At 74.4% G+C, this 19,088-nt stretch carries 14 protein-coding genes; 13 read left to right on the top strand and 1 reads right to left on the bottom strand.

Annotated features, from left to right (window positions below; all coding sequences use genetic code 11):
• The first annotated feature begins 177 nt into the window (after positions 1-177).
• From PSD17_RS11085 to PSD17_RS11040, 10 genes are all read left to right on the top strand, one after another.
• Positions 178-1,236 (top strand): zinc-dependent alcohol dehydrogenase, encoded by a 1,059-nt coding sequence (locus tag PSD17_RS11085; RefSeq protein WP_339122575.1) that lies wholly within the window; start codon positions 178-180, stop codon positions 1,234-1,236.
• A 31-nt stretch (positions 1,237-1,267) separates the two neighbouring features.
• A complete protein-coding gene (locus tag PSD17_RS11080) occupies positions 1,268-2,062 on the top strand; it encodes an SDR family NAD(P)-dependent oxidoreductase (RefSeq protein WP_013676205.1) in 795 nt (264 codons plus the stop codon).
• Positions 2,063-2,361: 299 nt separating this feature from the next.
• Positions 2,362-3,699 (top strand): MFS transporter, encoded by a 1,338-nt coding sequence (locus tag PSD17_RS11075; protein ID WP_013676206.1) that lies wholly within the window; start codon positions 2,362-2,364, stop codon positions 3,697-3,699.
• Positions 3,700-3,844: 145 nt separating this feature from the next.
• Positions 3,845-4,630: an alpha/beta fold hydrolase gene (locus PSD17_RS11070; protein ID WP_013676207.1), complete on the top strand. Its 786-nt coding sequence runs from the start codon at positions 3,845-3,847 to the stop codon at positions 4,628-4,630.
• Positions 4,627-5,388 carry an SDR family NAD(P)-dependent oxidoreductase gene (locus PSD17_RS11065; RefSeq protein ID WP_013676208.1) on the top strand — a complete coding sequence of 254 codons (762 nt, stop codon included), beginning with the start codon at positions 4,627-4,629 and terminating at the stop codon, positions 5,386-5,388. The genes PSD17_RS11070 and PSD17_RS11065 overlap by 4 nt, the downstream gene beginning before the upstream one ends.
• 33 nt (positions 5,389-5,421) lie before the next feature.
• A complete protein-coding gene (locus PSD17_RS11060) occupies positions 5,422-6,672 on the top strand; it encodes an LLM class flavin-dependent oxidoreductase (RefSeq protein WP_013676209.1) in 1,251 nt (416 codons plus the stop codon).
• 119 nt (positions 6,673-6,791) lie between these two features.
• Positions 6,792-8,735: a helix-turn-helix domain-containing protein gene (locus tag PSD17_RS11055; RefSeq protein WP_158703464.1), complete on the top strand. Its 1,944-nt coding sequence runs from the start codon at positions 6,792-6,794 to the stop codon at positions 8,733-8,735.
• Positions 8,736-8,749: 14 nt separating this feature from the next.
• Positions 8,750-10,591 (top strand): helix-turn-helix domain-containing protein, encoded by a 1,842-nt coding sequence (locus tag PSD17_RS11050; protein WP_339122574.1) that lies wholly within the window; start codon positions 8,750-8,752, stop codon positions 10,589-10,591.
• 129 nt (positions 10,592-10,720) lie between these two features.
• Entirely contained in the window at positions 10,721-11,599 is an 879-nt protein-coding gene (locus PSD17_RS11045) for an LLM class flavin-dependent oxidoreductase (RefSeq protein ID WP_339122573.1), read from the top strand.
• A 65-nt stretch (positions 11,600-11,664) separates the two neighbouring features.
• On the top strand, positions 11,665-12,282 hold the full coding sequence (locus tag PSD17_RS11040) for a TetR/AcrR family transcriptional regulator (protein WP_339122572.1): 618 nt from the start codon (positions 11,665-11,667) through the stop codon (positions 12,280-12,282).
• 27 nt (positions 12,283-12,309) lie between these two features.
• On the opposite strand, the gene PSD17_RS11035 is transcribed toward PSD17_RS11040, so the two are convergent.
• Positions 12,310-13,659: a hypothetical protein gene (locus PSD17_RS11035; protein ID WP_013676214.1), complete on the bottom strand. Its 1,350-nt coding sequence runs from the start codon at positions 13,657-13,659 to the stop codon at positions 12,310-12,312.
• Positions 13,660-13,775: 116 nt separating this feature from the next.
• On the opposite strand from PSD17_RS11035, the gene PSD17_RS11030 reads away from it, so the two are divergent.
• From PSD17_RS11030 to PSD17_RS11020, 3 genes are all read left to right on the top strand, one after another.
• A complete protein-coding gene (locus PSD17_RS11030; protein ID WP_339122571.1) occupies positions 13,776-14,885 on the top strand; it encodes a zinc-binding dehydrogenase in 1,110 nt (369 codons plus the stop codon).
• Entirely contained in the window at positions 14,882-16,021 is a 1,140-nt protein-coding gene (locus PSD17_RS11025; RefSeq protein WP_339122570.1) for a CaiB/BaiF CoA transferase family protein, read from the top strand. The genes PSD17_RS11030 and PSD17_RS11025 overlap by 4 nt, the downstream gene beginning before the upstream one ends.
• 353 nt (positions 16,022-16,374) lie before the next feature.
• The coding region (locus PSD17_RS11020) for a BTAD domain-containing putative transcriptional regulator (protein ID WP_339122569.1) at positions 16,375-19,088 on the top strand (2,714 nt) is incomplete at its 3' end.

The following is a 19,088-nucleotide window of genomic DNA, read 5'->3' as shown; positions in this document are numbered from 1 at the left end:
GCCGCGGATTTCGTGGAGCCCTTCACATCGCGCCGGCCCGATGCCGGTTCCTACAGTCGGACCGTCCCGCCGCCCGGCCCACCCCGGTCCGGACGGCCTCCCGGGTGCTCTGCCCGATCCCACCGACGACGACGTCGAGGAGAGTGGTGCGCTGTGACAGCGACCGCGAGAAGCACCGTGCGGTCCACGCGATGGCAGACGATCGGCACGGTCGGTCTCGTCGAGGTGCCGGCACCGCAGGCCGGCCCGTACGACGTCGTCCTGGACGTCGGCGCCTGCGGGATCTGTGGTTCCGACGTGCACGCCTTCGCCGAGGGTGCCTGGATCTCGACGGGCGACCCGATGGGCCACGAGTTCTCCGGAACGGTCGGCGCCGTCGGGTCCGAGGTCTCCGCCTTCTCGGTCGGGGACCGCGTCGCGGTCAACCCCATGGGGCCCTGCGGGTCCTGCGCCCAGTGCGCGGCCGGGTCGTCGAACCTCTGCGCGCGGCCCGTGCACAGCTCGTTCGGCGGGCTGGGTGACCAGGTCCTCGTCGCGCACGCCGAGTCCGGCGCCCGGCTCTTCCGGATGCCCGACACGATGTCGTTCGAGGAGGGCGCGTTCCTGGAGCCGCTGTCGGTCGCGGTCCGCGCCGTGCGCACGGTCGACGCCGACCTCGCGGCGCCGATCGTCGTGGCCGGGTTGGGCTCGATCGGGCAGTGCGTGGTCCGTGTCCTGCGGGCCTACGGTGCCGCCGACGTGCTGGGGGTCGACGTCTCGCCACCGCGGCTGCAGATCGCGGCGGCCGCCGGGATCGACGTGCTCGACGCCCGCGAGGGCGGGGGCGACGGCGTCGTCGCCGCGGTCCGGGACCGCTGGGGCACCTCGGACTCGCCCTACCAGCCCGGCAGCGGCAACGTCGCGGCGTTCTTCGAGTGCTCCGGTGCCCAGGCGATGATCAGCGTCGCGACGGCCGTCACCCGGGCGGGCGGCGTCGTCGCGCTCACCGGGCTGTCCGGCTCGCGGCCGCGCGTGGACCTCGACACCGTCGTGCAGAAGGAGCTGCGGCTGCGCGGCACGTTCGCCTACACCGGCGACGACGCGACGGAGGCCTTCCGGCTGCTGGCGAGCGGTGCGGTCGACGTCGCCCCGCTGGTGACCCACCGCATCCCGCTGTCGAAGGTCGACGAGGCCTTCGCCGCCCAGCACGCCACGGACGGCTCGGTGAAGGTCGTCGTGCTGCCGGACCGTCCCTGACCCCCGACGTTCTCGGAGAAGAGGAGCCCAGATGGGTGCGCTCGACGGCAAGGTCGCCGTGATCACCGGTGGGGCGAGCGGCATCGGCCGCGCCACCGCCGTCCGCTTCGCGGCCGAGGGGGCCGACGTCGTCATCGGCGACCTCGCCCCCGGCGACGACGCGGTCGCCGAGGTCGAGAAGGCCGGTGGCCGCGCGGTGTACCTGCGCACGGACACCACCAGCGAGGACGACTGCGAGGCGCTCGTCGCCGCGGCCGTCGACAGGTTCGGCCGGGTCGACGTGGGCGTCGCGTCCGCCGGCATCGCGACGGCCGCGGGCCCGAGCAACGTCCAGACCCGCGCGGGCGACGCCGCGAACGCGACGCACGTGGTCAATCTGGCGACGGAGACGTTCGAGCGGGTGCTCGACGTCAACGTCGTCGGTGTGATGCAGACCGACCGCGCGCTGGCGCGGCGGATGGTCGCGCAGGGCAGCGGCTCGATCGTCAACATCGCGTCCAGCGCCGCGCGCATCCCGCTGGCGGGGGCCGCCCCCTACTGCGTCTCCAAGGCCGGGGTCTGGATGCTCACGAAGGTGCTGGGCCTCGAGCTGGCGACGACGGGGGTGCGGGTCAACGCCGTCGGGCCGGGGTACACCGCCACCCCGATGATCGACGGCATCGAGCAGCAACCCGCGGCGTTCGCGTCGGCGATGAGCATCACCCCCATGAACCGGCTCGGCCGACCCGAGGAGATCGCGGCGGCGTGCCTGTTCCTCGCGACCGACGAGTCGTCCTTCATGACCGGACAGATGCTCCATCCGGCGGGTGGTCAGTTCACCGGGTGAACCACACGGATCCCGCAGTGTGGATCCGACCACCCGCACCCTGGCCGGCCTGGTCGTCCTCCCGTTGTGAGCGGGTGCGAGCGCGATCACAGTGAACCGGTCACCACGTCATGAACCGGGGCGTCCTCGTGGTGACGCCCTTGCACGGCCGCCCCTCGGTCCTTTCAGGACGCACCACCCCGGACGTCAACCGGCGGAGGTCCCTCCCAGGGGGACCTCCGCCGGGTCGCGGGCGCATCCGCCCGCCGTGTCCGGGCCGATCCGCGCCGGCACCGCCGCCGGCCGACCGGAGGACAACCATGTCGATCACCGCGACCGCGTCTCCGCGCCTCTTCGCGGGCAAGCGCGGCCTGATGCTCGCGAGCATCCTCTTCCTCAACTTCGTCGTCTGGCTCGACAGCGCGAAGTTCAGCCTGCTCAACCCGTTCTGGTCGGTCGACCTGCACCTGACGACGGCCCAGATCTCCAGCGTCACCGCGAGCTACCTGCTCGGCTACTTCCCCCTGCTGCTGCTCGCCGGGATCATGGCCGACCGCATCGGCGCCAAGCTGATGCTCGTCATCTGCATCGCCGGTGTGACCGTGCTGTCGGCGACGATGGCCTTCGTCCACACCTACGAGGAGATGTGGTGGCGGAACTTCCTGTTCGGCATCTTCTTCGGGTTCCTGTGGGCACCGTCGCAGCGGTTGCTCTCGGTGTGGTTCCCCGGTGCGCTCAACGCACGGGCGACGTCGACCTGGATGAGCTCCTGCCTGGTCGCGGGGGTGATCGCACCCGCGATCGCGCTGCCGCTGGCCAACCACCTGTCGTGGCGTGACGCGTTCCTGATCGTCGCGGCGCTGGGCATCCCGGCGCTCGTGCTGCTCCTGCTGTTCACGTCGAACAAGCCCGAGAAGCTGCGTGGCATCAGCGCCGCCGAGATCGCCACGATCCAGGAGGAGCACCGTGGCGCGACGGTCCGCGAGAAGCTCACCTTCCGCGAGCTCGGCCGGGCGCTGCGCAGCCGCAGCGTCCTCACGATGATCATCGCGACGGCGTTCGCCACCACGCCCACGTGGCTGTCCGGGCCGTGGCTGCCCTACGGGCTGATCACCCTCGAGAAGGTCAACCCCGACACCGTCGCCTGGGTCAGCCCGCTCATCGCCGTCGTGCCCGTGCTGTTCGGGCTCGTCAACGGCTCCCTCGTCGCACGGTTCTTCGGTGGTCGCACCCGGCCGTGGCTGGTGGCCGGCCCAGCGTGCGGCGTCGTCGGGTTCCTCATGGGCGTGGTGCTCGACAACTCGACCTGGGTGTTGTGGGGCTTCTTCATCGGCGCGTTCGCGTTCCTGTGCGACCCGATGTTCTGGGGCACCGTCAACAGCTACTGGTCGGGCATCGCCCGTCCCGAGGTGACCGGAACGCTCAACGGGGCGTCGGCGGCCATGCAGGTCGCCGTCGGCTGGATCATCACCGACCAGAGCGGCAAGTGGATCAACACCGCCGTCGAGGGCCGCGCGCAGCTCAACACGGTCTGGATCGTCGGCGCGGTGATCTTCGCCCTGGCCATCGTGCCGGTGCTGCTCTCGCGCGAGGTGCGCGTGCACCAGGCCGTCGCCTCGAAGGCCGAACCGGCGGCGCAGCCGTCGCTCACCACCTGAGGCCCGCCACCCGGCGGATGGGTCTCCGCACACACCGATGCCGCCCGGGGTGGACATCGTCCCGTTGTCCATCCCGGGCAGCCGCCACAGACTCGCTGCGCGGACACGACGCTCATCCGTCGTGCCGCGCCGGAAGGAGGACCGCGTGACCACCCTCGAGATCCCGCACGTCGGCGCGTTCGACGTCGACGTGTGGGAGCAGGGCAGCGGCGAGCCGCTGCTCTACCTGCACGGATACGAGCGCCATCCCGGCGGGGCGGGGTTCCTGACCCGGCTGGCCGCCGACCGCCGGGTGCTGGCCCCCGAGCAGCCGGGCTGGGGGCGCTCCACCGGCTTCGAGGCCTTCGTCGACGTCCACGACGTGGCGCTGTTCCATCGCGAGCTCGTCGCGTCGTGGGGCGTCGACCGCATCGACGTCGTCGGGCACTCCCTCGGCGGCATGTTCGCCGCGGAGCTGGCCGTGCTCGCGCCCCAGCTCGTCCGCCGCCTCGTGCTGGTCGACGCGTTCGGGCTGTGGCTCGACGACGAGCCCGCGCTCGACCCGTTCGGTCCCGCCGCCGAGGTCGCCGCCGCGAAGTGGCACGGCACCCCGCCCGAGCGGGAGCCGTCGAACTTCGTCGCGGACCCGGACGACCCGCACGCCGCCATCCTGTTCAGCGCCCGCAACCTGGGCTCGGCCACCAAGTTCATGTGGCCCATCGCCGACCGCGGCCTGCGCAGGCGGCTGCCGCTGGTGCACGCGCCGACCCTCGTCGTGCACGGCGCGTCCGACGGGCTGCTGCCCGTCTCCTACGCCCACGAGTTCGCCCGGCTCATCCCCGACGCCCGGCTCGAGGTGCTGCCCGAGGCCGGCCACTACCCGCAGATCGAGCAGGAGGACGCGTTCGTGTCCGTCGTCAGCGAGTTCCTCACCGCCCGGGACGCGTCGTGACCGGCCGCGTCGAGGGCAAGATCGCGCTGGTCACCGGCGGCGCCGCGGGCATCGGACGGGAGACCGCGCGGACGCTGGCCCGCGAGGGTGCCGAGGTCGTCGTCGCCGACATCGACCTCGACCGGGCGAAGCAGGTCGCCGACGAGATCGGGGCACGTGCCTCCGCCCTGCACTTCGACGCCACCGACGCCGCCTCGATCGAGGCGCTCGTCGCCGAGGTGATCGGGCGCCACGGCCGGATCGACGTCGTGCACAACAACGCGGCGCTCGTCGGGCCGGACGCGTGGTTCACCGACGGCTCGGTCGTCGACACCTCGATCGAGATGTGGGACCGCGCGTTCGCGACGAACGTCCGCAGCATCTTCGTCATGTGCAAGAACGTGTTGCCGCACATGGCCGCGGCGGGCAGGGGCTCGATCGTCAACATGGCGTCGGTCGCCGGCCTGCGCGGCTCCCCCGCGCTGACGGCCTACGGGTCGTCGAAGGCCGCGGTGATCGGGCTGACCCGCTACGTGGCGGCGCAGCACGGCAAGCAGGGCGTGCGCTGCAACGCGATCGCACCCGGCGTCATCCGCACCCAGCAGCTGCTCGACGCGGTGCCGGACCTACCCGCCCAGGCACTCGCCGGTGTCGCGGCGCCGCGGGTCGGCGAGCCGTCGGACATCGCGAACATGGTCCTCTTCCTGGCCTCGGACGACTCGGAGTTCGTCAACGGCGAGGTCTACCGGGTCGACGGCGGCGGGATGACGGCCGGCTGACGCCCCCTTCTTTCGAGAGCAGGAGCTGACGAAGTGAAGTTCCACTGGTTCGCCCAGCAGTACTACACGAAACTGCCCGCCGACTTCGGCGAGACCGTCCACAGCTCGTGGGTCACGCCGCCGATCTCGGTGGCCGACCCGCAGCAGGTCGGCGAGGACTACCACCTCTACATCCGGCTGATGCAGCAGGCCGACACCCTCGGCTGGGACTCGTTGCTGCTCAACGAGCACCACCAGACCACCCTCGCGATGACGCCGTCGCCCAACCTGATCGCGTCGGTCCTCGCCGCGACCACCGAGAACGCCGCCATCGCGCTGTGCGGCAACTCGTTGGCGCTCTACAACCCCCCGGTGCGGGTGGCCGAGGAGATCGCGATGCTCGACTGCCTCTCCGGCGGCCGGATCATCGCGGGCATCGTCTTCGGCACCCCGATGGACACCGCGTTCTCCTACGGTGTGCCGCCGATCGAGCTGCGCGAACGGTTCCACGAGGCACGCGAGCTGATCACGCGCGCGTGGACCGCGCAGGAGCCCTTCGCGTTCAACGGGAAGTACACCCAGCTGCGCTACGTCAACACCTGGCCGCGGCCGATCCAGGACGAGCTGCCCGTCTGGATCCCGGGCTCGGGCAGCCCGGAGACCTGGGACGTCGTCAACGCGCTGGACTACTGCTACGGCTACCTGTCGTTCTCCGGCAAGCAGAGCGCGGCGCCCATCGTCGGCGGGTTCTGGGACTACACCGCGAGCCAGAGCGCCAACATGAACCCGAACCGGATGGCGTTCACCCAGATCATCTGCTGCGCCGACTCCGAGAAGGAGGCCGAGGAGCAGTACGCGGACGCCGTCAAGTACTTCTACCGGCAGAACCCGACCGGGCTGGAGTTCGCGACGCCGCCCGGCTACAACACCCTGCCCTCGATCCGGGCCAACCTCGAGCGGGCGCGCACGCAGTCGGCCGAGGAGCGGACGAAGGCGGCGCGCGGCGAGCTGTCGTTCTGGGAGTACGACGAGCTCGGCTACATCATCGCCGGCACGCCCGAGCGGGTCGAGCAGCGTGTCCGCGAGCTGGCCACCGAGCTGCGCATCGGCCAGCTGATCACGTGCATGCACGTCGGTGACCTGCCCGAGCAGGTCGCGATGCGCAACAACGAGCTGTTCGGCACCCAGGTCATCCCGAAGCTGCGCGACGTCTGGGCGGACGAGGAGGACCGCTGGACGCCCAGGGTCAGCCAGGAGCGGGTCGCGGCGAAGTTCGGCGCGAACGCGGGACTGCCCGCGGCCTGAGCGCCTGATCGGCCGATGCCCGTCGGCCGGACCGCCCGCCTAGCGTGAACGGCGGGTGGTCCGGGCGGGCGGCAGGCCGGGTGAGTGACGTCACGACACGAGAAGGCAGGTGAGCGACGATGGCCGACGGTGACCCGGCTCCCCGGACAGCCGAACGGCTGGCCGCACGGCTGCTGCACCTGCTCGCGACCGAGGCCCCGCCCGCCGCCTTCGACCTGCTGGCCGCCGAGGTGGAGGCCTGCCCGCCCGGGCCGGCGCGCGACGAGATGTTCCTGGCCCTCGGCAGCGCCGGACGCGTCCGCGACCTGCTGGCACACCGTCGGCGGCGGGAGAAGGCGGCGCTCGCGCTGGTCGAGTCGGCACGTGACCTGGCCGCGATGCGCGACGTCGACCAGGTCCTCGACGCGATGGTCCGGCGGGCCCGCCAGCTCCTCGGCACCGACGCGACCTACCTCGCGCTGCGCGACCCGGAGCGCGGCGACGTCTACATGCGGATCACGCTCGGCACCCTGACCAAGGCGATCGAGTCGATCCGGCAGCCGGTGGGCACCGGCATCGGCGGCCGCGTCGTCGCCACCGGGGTGCCGTTCGCGACGGCCGACTACCTCGCCGACGCCCGGCTGTCCCGCGACCCCCACGTCACCGACGCGGTGATCGAGGACGGCATCGTCAGCATCGCGGGCGCGCCGTTGCGGCTCGGCGACGAGGTCATCGGGGTGCTGTTCGTCGCCAACCGCTACGAGCGCGCGTTCGACGACGCCGAGATGGACCTGCTGTGCTCGCTGGCCGACCACGCGTCGATCGTCATCGGCAACGCCGAGCTGTTCGAGCGGGCCGAGCGCACGGCCGCCGAGCTGCGCGCGGTCAACGAGGAGCTCGCCGAGCGGCAGCGGGCGCTGGAGCGGGCGAGCGCCGCGCACGAGCAGATGATGCCGCTGGCGCTGCGCCGCGCCGACCTGGGCGAGCTCGTCGAGTCCGTCGCGAGCATGCTCGGTGGCACGGTCGCCGCGGTCGGCGTCGACGGCGGCCTGCTCGTGACCAGCGGCGACGGCGACCTTCCCAGCCCCTTGCCGGCGCCGCCGCACGACGCGCACGCCGCCCAGCCCGGCGGCACACCGACGTGCTGGACGGTCCCGGTGCGCGCCGGTGACGAGACGTTCGGCCATCTCGTCCTCGTCACCGACGAGGTGCCCTCCGACGCCGACGTCCGGACGTTCGAGCGGGCCGCCCAGACCGCGGCGCTGATGTTGCTGATCGAGCAGCAGGTGGGCGCGGCCGAGCACCAGGTGCGCGGCGAGCTGATCGACGACCTGCTCGCCGCGCGCGAGCCCGACTGGGCGGCGCTCACGCGCCGGGCCCGCAGCTCGGGTGCGCTGGACCTGCGGGTCGCGCACACCGTGGTGGTCGCGGCGGCGACGGGTGTGACCCGCGCCCGGCTGCTACGGGCCGCGAACGAGTACGTCGGGGTGCGCGGGGGGCTGGCCACCGAGCACGACGGCCGGGTGGTCATGGTGCTGCCGCGCCAGGACCCCGACGCCGTCGCCCGGTCCGTCGCGTCCGAGCTGGAGAGGCTGGCCGGCGGGGTCGTCACCGCGGGCGTCGCCGGGCCGGCCGACTCCGCCGCCGAGATCCGGGCGCGGCACCGCGAGGCGCAGCGCTGCCTGCGCCTGCTCGTCGCGCTCGGGCGCCACGGCCAGGGCGCGTGTCCCACCGATCTCGGGATGCTCGGCGTCATCCTCGACGGCACCACCCAGCAGCAGGTTCGCGCGCTACTGGGCCGGACCGTCGACCCGGTGCGCCGCTACGACGACACCCACCACGCGCTGCTGCTCGACACCCTCGACGCCTGGTTCGCCGCCGGGCAGAACCCGCGCGCGGCCGCGCGCACCCTGCAGGTCCACCCCAACACCGTCTACCAGCGCCTCGACCGCATCGACCTGGTGCTCGGGCACCGCCGTTGGCGCGAGGGCGAGGGGGCGGTCACCATGCAGCTGGGATTGCAGCTGCACCGCCTCACCGCGGAGATCCCGCTGGAGGAGCTCGTCCCCGCGACGGGGACGTGAGGGAGGTTCGCCGCGTGCCCATCGCCGCCGAGCACAGCACGAGCACGGGGTCGTTGACCGCGCTCCTGCGGATGCTGGCCGACGAGGCCCCCGCCGAGGAGCTCACCGCCGTCCTGGACGGCACCGACCGGCCGGGACCCGCCGTCGCCGCGGCCCTCGCCGACGCGGGGCGGGTCCGGGCACTGCTGGAGCGCACCGCCCGGCGCGAGCGGGAGGGCCAGGCGCTGCTGCAGACCGCCGCGGACCTCACCTCGCTGCGCCCCGGCGACGACGTGCTCGTCGCGATCGTCGACCGCGCACGCCGGCTGCTGGCCTGCGACTCCAGCTACATCGCGCTCGTCGACGAGCACACCGGGGACGCCTACATGCGCGTCACGGCCGGCACCCGGACACTCGCGCTGCGCCAGGTCCGGCAGGCGATGGGCTACGGCGTCGGCGGCTACGTCATCCAGACCGGGCGGCCGCTGGCCACCTCCGACTACCTCAACGACGAGCGCATCCGTCACGACCCCCACGTCGCCGCCGCGGTCGCGGCCGACGCCGTCGTCAGCATCGCGGGCGTGCCGATGACCTCGGGCGGCGCGGTGATCGGGGCGTTGTTCGCCGCCGACCGGCACCACCGCACGTTCGACCAGGACGAGATCGCGCTGCTCGCCTCGCTGGCGGCGCACGCCGCGATCGTCATCGAGAACGCGCGGCTGTTCGAGCGGGTGCAGGCCGACTCCGCCGGGCTGCGGGCGGCGAACGCCCGGCTCGACGCCCACCGCGAGGCGCTCGAACGCGCCGCCCGCGCCCACGAGGAGCTGATGCCGATGGCGTTGCGCCGGGCCGGGCTCGACGAGTTCGCGACGGCCGTGGCGGCGCTGCTCGACGCGGGCGTCAGCCTCGTGGGCGTCGACGGCTCGGTACTGGCCGAGGCGGGCGCGGCTCTCCCCGCTGCCGGAGCCGGCGCCGCCCGCGAGGTCACCGTGCAGGCGGGCCACGAGTCGTTCGGGACGTTGCGGGTGCACCGCGCGGCTCCCTTCGACGACGGCGACGCCCGCATCGTCGAACGCGCCGCCCAGACCGCGGCGCTGCTCGTCCTCATGCGCCGGCAGACCGACGGCGTCGCCCGCGAGCTACGCGCGGAGCTCGTCGCCGACCTGGTCGGGGCGTCCGCCGCGGACCCGGACGTGCTGCAGCGGCGGGCCGCGCGCCTGGGTGTGCTCGATCCCGGGCGCGCGCACTGCGTCGTGGTGGTCGTGGGCGGGACGCTGCCGCGGCGGACCCTGCTCGCGGCCGCCGCCGATCTCGCCGACGACGAGGGCGGCCTCGCGGGTGAGCAGGGCGGGCTCGCCGTGCTGGTGCTGCCCGACGCCGACGCGGGGGCGGCGGCCCGCCGGGTCGCGGCCGCGCTGTCGGCGACGACCGGGACACCCGTGGCGGCGGGCGCGGACGGCCCCGCGGGCGAGATCGCCGCCCTGCGCGACCTGCATCCCGGCGCGGCGCGCAGCGCCCGGCTGCTCGGGGCGCTGGGGCGCGCCGGTCAGGGGGTGGCCGCCGATGAGCTGGGAGTGCTCGGGGCGCTGCTCGACGACGTGGCCCCCGAGCGCGTGCGGGCGCTGCTCGATCGCCGGATCGGGCCGCTCACCGGGTACGACCGCGAGCACGGGACGCCGCTCGTCGAGACCGTCCGCTGCTACTTCGCGCACGACCGCAACCCGCCGGCGACCGCCCGGGCCCTCGGCGTCCACGTCAACACCGTCTACCAGCGCATCGCACGGATCGACGCCGTGCTCGGGGACGAGGACTGGCGGTCGGCGCGGGGCAGCCTGGAGATGCAGGTCGTGCTGCGGTTCCTCGAGCTGCTCCGGTAGCCACCGCGGTGGGCCGATGATCCGGTGGTCCGCGCGGCCGCCGCTGGTCCGATGGCCGCGCGGCCGCCCGCTGCTCCGTCGGTCGCGGCCGGCCCGAGCGGTGACGGCGGGCGCCACGGTGTGTCAACGGTGCGCTACGTTCCGCACATGCGGCTCGGCTACCTCACGCACGTCAGCGGTCGGGGCGCACCCGCCGAGACCTACCGCGACACGATCGCCGCCGCCGTCGCCGCCGAGGAGCTCGGCTTCGACACGTTCTGGGTCGCCCAGCACCACGCCGACGACTCGGCGGGCCTCCTGCCCTCCCCGCTGGTCCTGCTGGCCGCGATCGCGACCGCGACGTCGCGCATCCGGCTCGGGACCGGGGTGGTCGCCGCTCCGCTCGAGGACCCGCTGCGACTGGCCGAGGACGCCGCCGTCGTCGACACCCTGTCCGGCGGCCGGCTGGAGCTCGGGGTCGGCACCGGAACCGACGCCGCCGCCGCGGCCGCGTTCGGCCGCGACCACGGCGCCCGCCACGACGAGACGCTCGCCGTCCTCGACCGGGTGCGCACCGTCCTGCGGGGTCCACGGCTGGTGCCGGCGGCGCCCGGGGTCGCGCAGCGACTCTGGTGGGCGACGGGTTCGGGAGTCGCGATCGACGAGGCGGCCGCTCGCGGGATCGGGGTGCTCACCGGTCGCCCCGCCGACGTCGCCGGCTCCCCCGTCGCCGCGGACCTGGCGCGGTACTGGTCACGCGCCGCGGGCAGCCCACGGGTGGCCGTGTCGCGACTGGTCCCCGCGGGCGAGGACCCGGCCGTCACCGTGGCCCGGCTGCGGCGCGACCCGGCGCTGCACTGGGCGACCGAGCTCGTCGTCCAGACCAGCCCGCCGGCCGTGCGGCTCACCGGGCACGTCACGACGATGCGGGCGATCGCGGACGTCGTCGCCCCTGTCCTCACGCCGGGACGAGCAGCTCGCGCAAGGGAAACCGCCACGCAGCGACGCACTCTGACGACGACGGCGTGAGTGGACTGGCGACGGAAGGCCATCGGGCCGTTTCGGACCGTCCGCGACGCACGTAGGATCGTGCCATGCAGCGGGTGCTGACGGCCAAGGGCGCGGAGACCCGTCGCCGAATCCTCGAGGGTGCCGCCGAACTGCTGCGCACCAACGGGACCGCGGGTGTCAGCCTCGAGCGGATCTGCACCAGCACCGGCGCGAGCAAGAGCCAGCTCTTCCACTACTTCCCCGACGGCCGCTCCGAGCTGTTCGCCGCGATCGCCCGGTTCGAGGCCGACCGGGTGATCGCCGACCAGCAGCCCTACATCGAGGACCTGTCCACACCGGAGTCGTGGCGCGCCTGGCGGGCCGCCGTGATCGCGCGCTACTCGGAGCTGGGGCGGTACTGCCCGGTCACGGCGCTCGTCGTCGAGATCTCGCGGACCGGTCCGGAGGCCGAGGGCATCGTCGTCGACATGCAGACGCGCTGGCACGCCCTGATGACGCAGGCCGTCGCGCGGCTGTGGTCCTCCGGTGGCGGTGGCGACGTCGCCACCCCCGGTGGCGGTGGCGACGTCGCCCCGGAGGCCGCCGCCTCGGTCGTGCTCGCGGCCGTGCAGGGCGGGGCGTCGATGTACCAGTCGACCGGCGAGTTCGTCCACCTCGAGCGCGCGCTCGACGGGGTGCTCGCCTACGTCGGCGTGGCCTGATGCGGTGACTCTCCCGGCGCTCCGGCCTCACCCCGGGGACGCGGCCGAGCCGCGGTGCCCCGTCCCGTGCGGGCCGCCCTCGACGGCGCCGCACGTCCACGGCGCGAAGGCCTGCAGCGGCGTCCCCGGCGCCGAGGCGCCGCGGTAGACCAGCGGTTCGAGCCGGATACCCGCCCGCGTCTCGTTGCGCGTGCCGAGCCAGAGGTCGATCAGCTGATAGGCCTGCCCGGACAGGGTGACGACGGTGCGGCTCTGCCCGCCGCACGACGTCGCGGAGATCGCCCGGCGTCCCGAGGGCGGCGCGCCCCAGTCGGGGTTGGTGTTGGCCGGCGCGGTCCAGGGCCCGTCGAGACCCGGCGCGGTCGCGTACCCGGTCGGTGCGCCGGCGCAGTACCCGCAGTTCGGGTCGCTGTAGGTCAGGATCCAGGTCCCCGTCGACGGGTCGCGGTAGGCGCCGGGGGCCTCGGTGTTCGTCAGGCCCGCGAGGTCGTGCGAGCCGCCGCCGGCGCCGGCGGTGCCCGATGCGCTCAGCCGTTCCGACGCGAGCGTCTGGTCGGCCATGGTGCACAGCATCATCGGCGGGCGGGGGTCGTCGGGGACGAGCGAGAAGTCGCCGTTGTCGGTGCAGTCGTGCAGCGAGGGCTTCGTCGTCGTGCGGCCGGCACCGCCACACGGGCCGGTGGGGCCCGCGCACTCCATGGCGTAGTACGCGTTCGCCCGGGTCCGGGCGAAGTCGTCGGGCGCGTTGAACCAGAGGATCCAGGCGCCGTCGTCGTCACCCCAGCCGCTGCGGTGCAACATGCGCGGGTTGAAGCAGCCCGCGCCCGAGTCGCCGCAGATCGCCTGCCAGGTCGTACCCGTGAACGGGCTGACGTCGGTCGGCGCGAACAGGCGCGTCGGGGCCGACCACGGGCCTGCGGGCGTCGACGCCTCGGACACCCCGAACCCGCACCACGGTGACGAGACGCCCCACTCGAACCCGCAGCCGTACATCGTCCCGTAGAGCAGGTCGACACCGCCGGACTGCAGCATCGTGCCGTCGTGCAGGTCCAGCCCCGAGATCGTGACGCCGCTCGGAGCCGACGGTCCCGTCGTGGGGACGACCGAGGAGGTCGGCGCCGGGGCCGGAGCGGACGCGGTCGCCGGGACGGTGCTCGTCGGGACCAGCAGCGGCAGCTCGGACGTCGGCGGGACGAGCAACGGCAGGGTGCTCGGCGCGGCGGAGGGCGCCGGAGGCAGGGCCGTCGGCTGGGCTGTCGGCGGGGGCGCGGCCGCCGCCGCGGGCGTCGGGACACCCGCCAGACCCGCCACGACGACCGCACCGGCGACCACCGCACCCGCGAGTGCGGTCGTGACCCGTCGCCCACCCTCGCGCATGGCGTCAGAGTGGCATCGCCGAGCGCTCCGGCCCGGCACCTCACCCGATCGAGGGCCCGGCCTCGGGACCCCGGAGAACCCGGGCGCGTCGCGGCGGGATCGGCTAGGAAGAGGGGGTGACCGACGCCAGAGCAGCCGTCCTCACCGAGTACCGGGCCCCGTTCACCGTCGAGACGTTCCCCCGCCCCGAGCCCGAGCCGGGCGCGCTCGTCGTCGACATCGAGGCCGCCACCGTCTGCGGCTCCGACGTGCACGTGTGGGCCGGTGACCTCGAAGGACGCCTCCCGATCTCCCTCCCGTTGATCCTCGGCCACGAGATGGCCGGGCGCGTCACCGCGATCGGCGCGGGCGCCGACGTCGACAGCCTCGGCAACCCCGTGCGCATCGGGGACCGCGTCGTCTGGGCGCACACCCCGTGCGGGCGCTGCCGGCAGTGCACGCTGGACAAGGAGCCGACGCTGTGCCCGCAGCGCTACATCGGCTACATGTCCGACTGCAGCCGCCCGCCGCACTTCACCGGAACGTTCGCCGAGGTCGGCTACGTCGTCCCGGGAGCGGGCCGGCTCGTGGTCCCCGACGGTGTCGAGAGCACCTGGGCCGCGGCGGGCAGCTGCGCCGTGCGCACCGTCGTCCGCGCGCTCGACGTCATGGGGCGCATCGAGTTCACCGACACCGTCCTCGTCCAGGGCGCGGGTCCCGTCGGCCTGTTCACGACGGCGCTCGCCTCCCTGCACGGCCCCCGCAAGCTCGTCGTCGTGGGGGGTCCGGCCGACCGGCTGGCCGTCGCGCAGGAATGGGGTGCCACCGACGTCGTGTCCGTCGACGAGCACCCCGACCCGGCGGCACGCGTCGAGCTGGTCCGCGACCTCACCGGCGGCGGGCCGAGCGTCGGGTTCGAGATGGCGGGCGCCCCGGGTGCGGGCGCGGAAGGCATCGACATGACGGGGCGCAACGGCCGCTACGTCCTGATGGGCACGCTCGGCGGCCCCCGGCAGGAGGTCGACGTCGCCCGTATCGTGGGCCACGGGCTGCGGATCCGCGGTTCGATGAGCGGCGACATCGGCGACTACGCCGTCGCCCTCGACGCGCTCGACCGGTTCTCCGACCGCTTCGACTGGAACCGGATCCTCGGCTCGACCTACGGCCTCTCCGAGCTCGACCGGGCCATGGATGCCATGCGCGCCATGGCCGAGATCAAGCCGGTGCTCGACCCCTCCCGGCCGTGACGAGCCCCGGTCGGACCTACGCCGGGCTGCGGGTCGTCGACTTCACCGCCATGATCGCCGGGCCGTTCGCGGCGATGATCCTGGCCGACCAGGGCGCCGACGTCATCAAGATCGAGAAGCCCGGTGGCGACGACTCGCGCCGCCTCGCGCCCTTCGCCGCCGACGGCATCTCGACGATCTTCACGACGTTCAACCGCAACAAGCGCAGCGTCGTCCTCGACCTGACCACCGACGCGGGACGCGAGACGGCGCTGCGGTTGTGCGACGGGGCCGACGTCGTCATGGAGAGCTACCGGCCAGGGAAGTTCGACAGGCTCGGGCTGTCGTGGGAGACGCTGTCGGCGCGCAACCCGCGGCTCGTCTACTGCTCGGTGTCGGCCTTCGGCCGTGGCCCGCTCGGCGCCGAGCTGCCCGGCTACGACCCCGTCGTGCAGGCCTTCACCGGCATCGTCGACGCCACCGGGCACCCCGGCGGGCCGTCGGCGCGGGTGCCGGCGTCGGTCGTCGACATCACGACGGGCATGTGGGCGGCGATGGGCGTCATGTCGGCGCTGGCCCGCCGGTCGGAGAGCGGCCGCGGGGAGCGGGTCGAGGTCGCGCTCGTCGACTCGGGCTTCGCCCTGATGTGCCACCAGATGGTCAACCTCGTCGCGACGGGCCGCCCGCCCGTCAAGACCGGTGCGGTGACGCCGATGGCCGCCCCCTACGAGACCTTCCGCTGCGCCGACGGCGAGCTGATGGTCGCCGCGGGGAACGACGCGATCTTCCGACGCATGTGCGCCGCCCTCGGCGTCCCCGAGGTCGCCGACGACCCGCGGTTCGGGTCGGTCGGCGAACGCGTCGTGAACCGGGAGGCGTTGCACGCGCTGCTGGAGGCCCGCACGTCGCTGCACACCCGTCGTGACCTGGAGAAGCTCCTCGGCGACGCCAAGGTCCCGGTGTCCGCGGTCAACCGGCTCGACGAGGCCCTCGCCACCCCCGTCGCGCAGGAACGCCGGATGTTGGTGGACCCGGTCGACGCCCCTCCTGGCGCCCCCGCCCTGCCGCGGTTGCCGTTCCTGTCCCCCGACGTCGCGCTCCGCAACCCGCCGACGCCGGGGCAACACACCGAGGAGGTGCTGCGCGAGATCCGTTAGGCCGTGGCGGCGTCCAGGTACTGCAGCAGCTCGTGCGCGGCGAGCTCGATCTCCTTGTGCCGCCCCTCCGCGGCCCGGTAGTGGCAGGCGATGATGCCCATCCGGTGGATACGACGGAAGTCGCCGCGGCAGCCCCGGAGCGCAACCTGACTGCTGCGTCGCGGCGTCGCGGCGACCGTGAGGTTGCGCCCGCTCTCGGGAGCGCAACCCCGGCGCTCACCGGCGTGGTCCGCGACACCCACCCGAGCGCAACCCACTGCTCCCCGACGGCCACCCGACGACGGTGAGGTTGCGCGCGATCTCCCGGGCGCGCCCCCGGCGCAGCTCCTGCACTCGGGGGCCGCCCTGCAAGGATGGAGATCGTGCAGTTCGGCATCCTCGGACCGCTGCAGGTCCGGACCCCCGAGGGTGAGGAGGTCGCCGTCGGCGGCCCTCGGCCGCGGGCGCTGCTGACGATGCTGCTGCTGCGGGCCGGGCGCGTCGTCCCGGTGGAGGCGCTGGTCGACGGCCAGTACGGCGACGACCCGCCCGCGGGTGCGGCCAACGCGGTGCAGGCACAGGTGTCGCGGCTACGGCGGGCCCTGCCACCCGGGACGATCGAGTTCACCGGCGGCGGGTACCGGGTGGTGGCCGATCCCGACGACGTCGACGCCCTGCGCTTCGCCCGGCTCGCGGCCGAGGGGCGCAGGCTCCTGCGGTCGGGCCGTACCGCCGAGGCGGCCGCCGTCCTGCGGGCGGCGCTGGCGTTGTGGCGCGGGCCCGCAGTTCCGGACCTGCCGCCCGGCCCGGACCCGACCCGGCTCGACGGGCTGCACCTCGACACCCGGGAGGACCTCGCCGAGGCCGAGCTGGCGCTGCCTGGCGGCACGTCCGTCGCGACGCTGGCGGCGCTCGCCGCGGAGCACCCGATGCGGGAGCACCTGCGCGGGCTGCTGATGCGTGCCCTGCACGCCGCGGGCCGGCCGGCCGAGGCACTCGAGGAGTACGAGAAGGTCCGCAGGCTCCTGCGCACCGAGCTCGGCGCGGACCCGTCCCCGGAGCTCGCCGAGGTGAACGCGGCGATCCTGCGGGCCGAGCACCCCGCCCCGCGTCGGCGGCGCCGGGTGCCGGCGCAGCTGACGTCGTTCGTCGGGAGGCGGGTGGAGCTCGATCGGCTGGCCGCACTCGGCGACGCCCGGCTGGTGACGATCCTGGGTCCCGGCGGCATGGGCAAGACGCGGCTGGCCGCCGAGCACGCCGCCCGAACGGGCGCACCGGTGTGCTGGGTCGAGCTGGCCCCGCTCGGGCCGGCCGACGACGGCGAGGCCGTCGCCGCCGCGGTGCTCGCCGCGCTCGGCGTGCGCGACTCCCCCACCGGCTCCGACGGGCCCCTCGACCGCCTCGTGACGGCACTCGCCGGGCAGGAGGTCCTGCTGGTGCTCGACAACTGCGAGCAGGTCGTCGGCGGGGCGGGCGCCGTGGCCCGCACCGTCCTCACCGCATGTCCGCGCGTGCGGGTGCTCGCGACCAGCCGCGAGCCGCTGGGCCTGACCGGCGAGACGCTGCTGCCGCTCGGCCCGCTGCCGGATGCGGTACGCCTGTTCGCCGAGCGGGCCGCGGCGGTGCGGCCCGGATTCGTCGTCGACGACGGCAACGCCGCCACCGTCGAGGCCATCTGCGCCGACCTCGACGGTCTGCCGCTGGCCGTCGAGCTCGCGGCGGCGCGGCTGCGGACGTTCGGCGTCGACACCTTGGCGCGCAAGCTCTCCGACGACGACCGGTTCCGGGTGCTGTCGCGCGGCGATCCCACCGCCGACGCCCGGCACCGCACGCTGGCGGCGGTCGTCGCGTGGAGCTGGGACCTGCTCGGCGCCGAGGAGCAGACGCTCGCCCGCCGGTTCGCGATCTTCGCAGGCGGGGCGCCTGCCGAGGCGGTCGAGCCGGTGTGCGGGGTCGGCGAGGACGTGCTCGCCGACCTGGTCGACCGTTCGCTCGTCGAGACAGACGGCGAGCGCTACCGGATGCTCGAGACGGTCCGGCTGTTCTGCCTCGCCCGGCTCGAGGAGGCCGGCGAGCGCGATGCCGTCGCCGCCGCGCACGCCCGTCACCACCTCGCGCTGGCCCGCGAGGCCGACCCGCAGCTGCGCGGGGCCGACCAGCTGCGGTGGCTCGCCCGGCTGTCCGCGGAGGACGCGAACCTGACTGCGGCACTGCGCTGGTCCGCCACCCACGACCGGCCGACGGCGTTCGCGCTGGTCGCGGCGCTCGCCGCGTACTGGTGGCTCTCCGGGCGGCACAGCAGACCGGGTCCGGTCGCGGCCGAGCTGCTCGCCGCCGAGGTGCCGGAGGGCATGGCCGAGGAGTACGTCGCGGTCGTGGCGCACGCCGTGCCGCGCGCCGCCCCCGAGCACTGGGCGCGCGGCGAGGCGATCATGCGCACGCACGGCCGGGAGCTGCGCTACCCGTTCGGCGCGGCACTGTGGGGCATGGTCGCGGGACCGCCCGACAGCTCGGACCCCGACCCGCGGCTGCTCGGGTCCGACGCGTGGAGCCGCGCCCTCGACCGGCTCAGCCGCGCCCTGCTCGCCCTGCTCGACGGGCGACCTGCCGAGGCCGAACCGGAGCTGTCCGCGGCCCGGGAGGCGTTCGGTGCGCTCGGCGAGCGGTGGGGCGGTGCGCAGGCCCTGGACTGGTCGGCGCTGATCGCGAGCCGGCGCGGGGAGTGGACCCGGGCGCACGAGCTGTGGGCCGCCGCGCTGCGGCTGCACGAGGAGCTGGGTGCGCTCGACGAGTGCGCCGAGGTGCTGTGTCACCGGGCGGCGAGCCTGCTCCGGCACGGGGAGCTCGATGCCGCGACCGCCGACGTCGCGCACGCCCGCGAGCTGTGGGCGGCGGCGGGCCGCACCCCGCTGCCCGACGAGGCGCTGCTGTCGTCGGCGGAGATCGCGCTGGCCCGCGGGCAGGTGGCGGCGGCGCGGGAGGCGTTGGCGGGGGCCGGGTCGGGCCACGCGGTGCTGACCGCCCGCGGACGGGTCGCCGCGGCCGCGGGCGAGGCCGACGAGGCACGACGGCTGCACGCCGCCGCGCT

Origin of the sequence: Pseudonocardia sp. D17 (genome assembly GCF_036984265.1) — a bacterium.
Taxonomy (GTDB): Bacteria; Actinomycetota; Actinomycetes; order Mycobacteriales; family Pseudonocardiaceae; genus Pseudonocardia; species Pseudonocardia benzenivorans.
Note: the sequence above shows the minus strand (reverse complement) of the source record. Positions and strands in the feature narration are given on the sequence as shown.

Bases quoted from the DNA above. Each gene is read 5' to 3' on its own strand.
- PSD17_RS11080 (WP_013676205.1), top strand. From the start codon at position 1,268: ATGGGTGCGCTCGACGGCAAGGTCGCCGTGATCACCGGTGGGGCGAGC.
- PSD17_RS11075 (WP_013676206.1), top strand. From the start codon at position 2,362: ATGTCGATCACCGCGACCGCGTCTCCGCGCCTCTTCGCGGGCAAGCGC.
- PSD17_RS11055 (WP_158703464.1), top strand. From the start codon at position 6,792: ATGGCCGACGGTGACCCGGCTCCCCGGACAGCCGAACGGCTGGCCGCA.
- PSD17_RS11040 (WP_339122572.1), top strand. From the start codon at position 11,665: ATGCAGCGGGTGCTGACGGCCAAGGGCGCGGAGACCCGTCGCCGAATC.
- PSD17_RS11035 (WP_013676214.1), bottom strand. From the start codon at position 13,659: ATGCGCGAGGGTGGGCGACGGGTCACGACCGCACTCGCGGGTGCGGTG.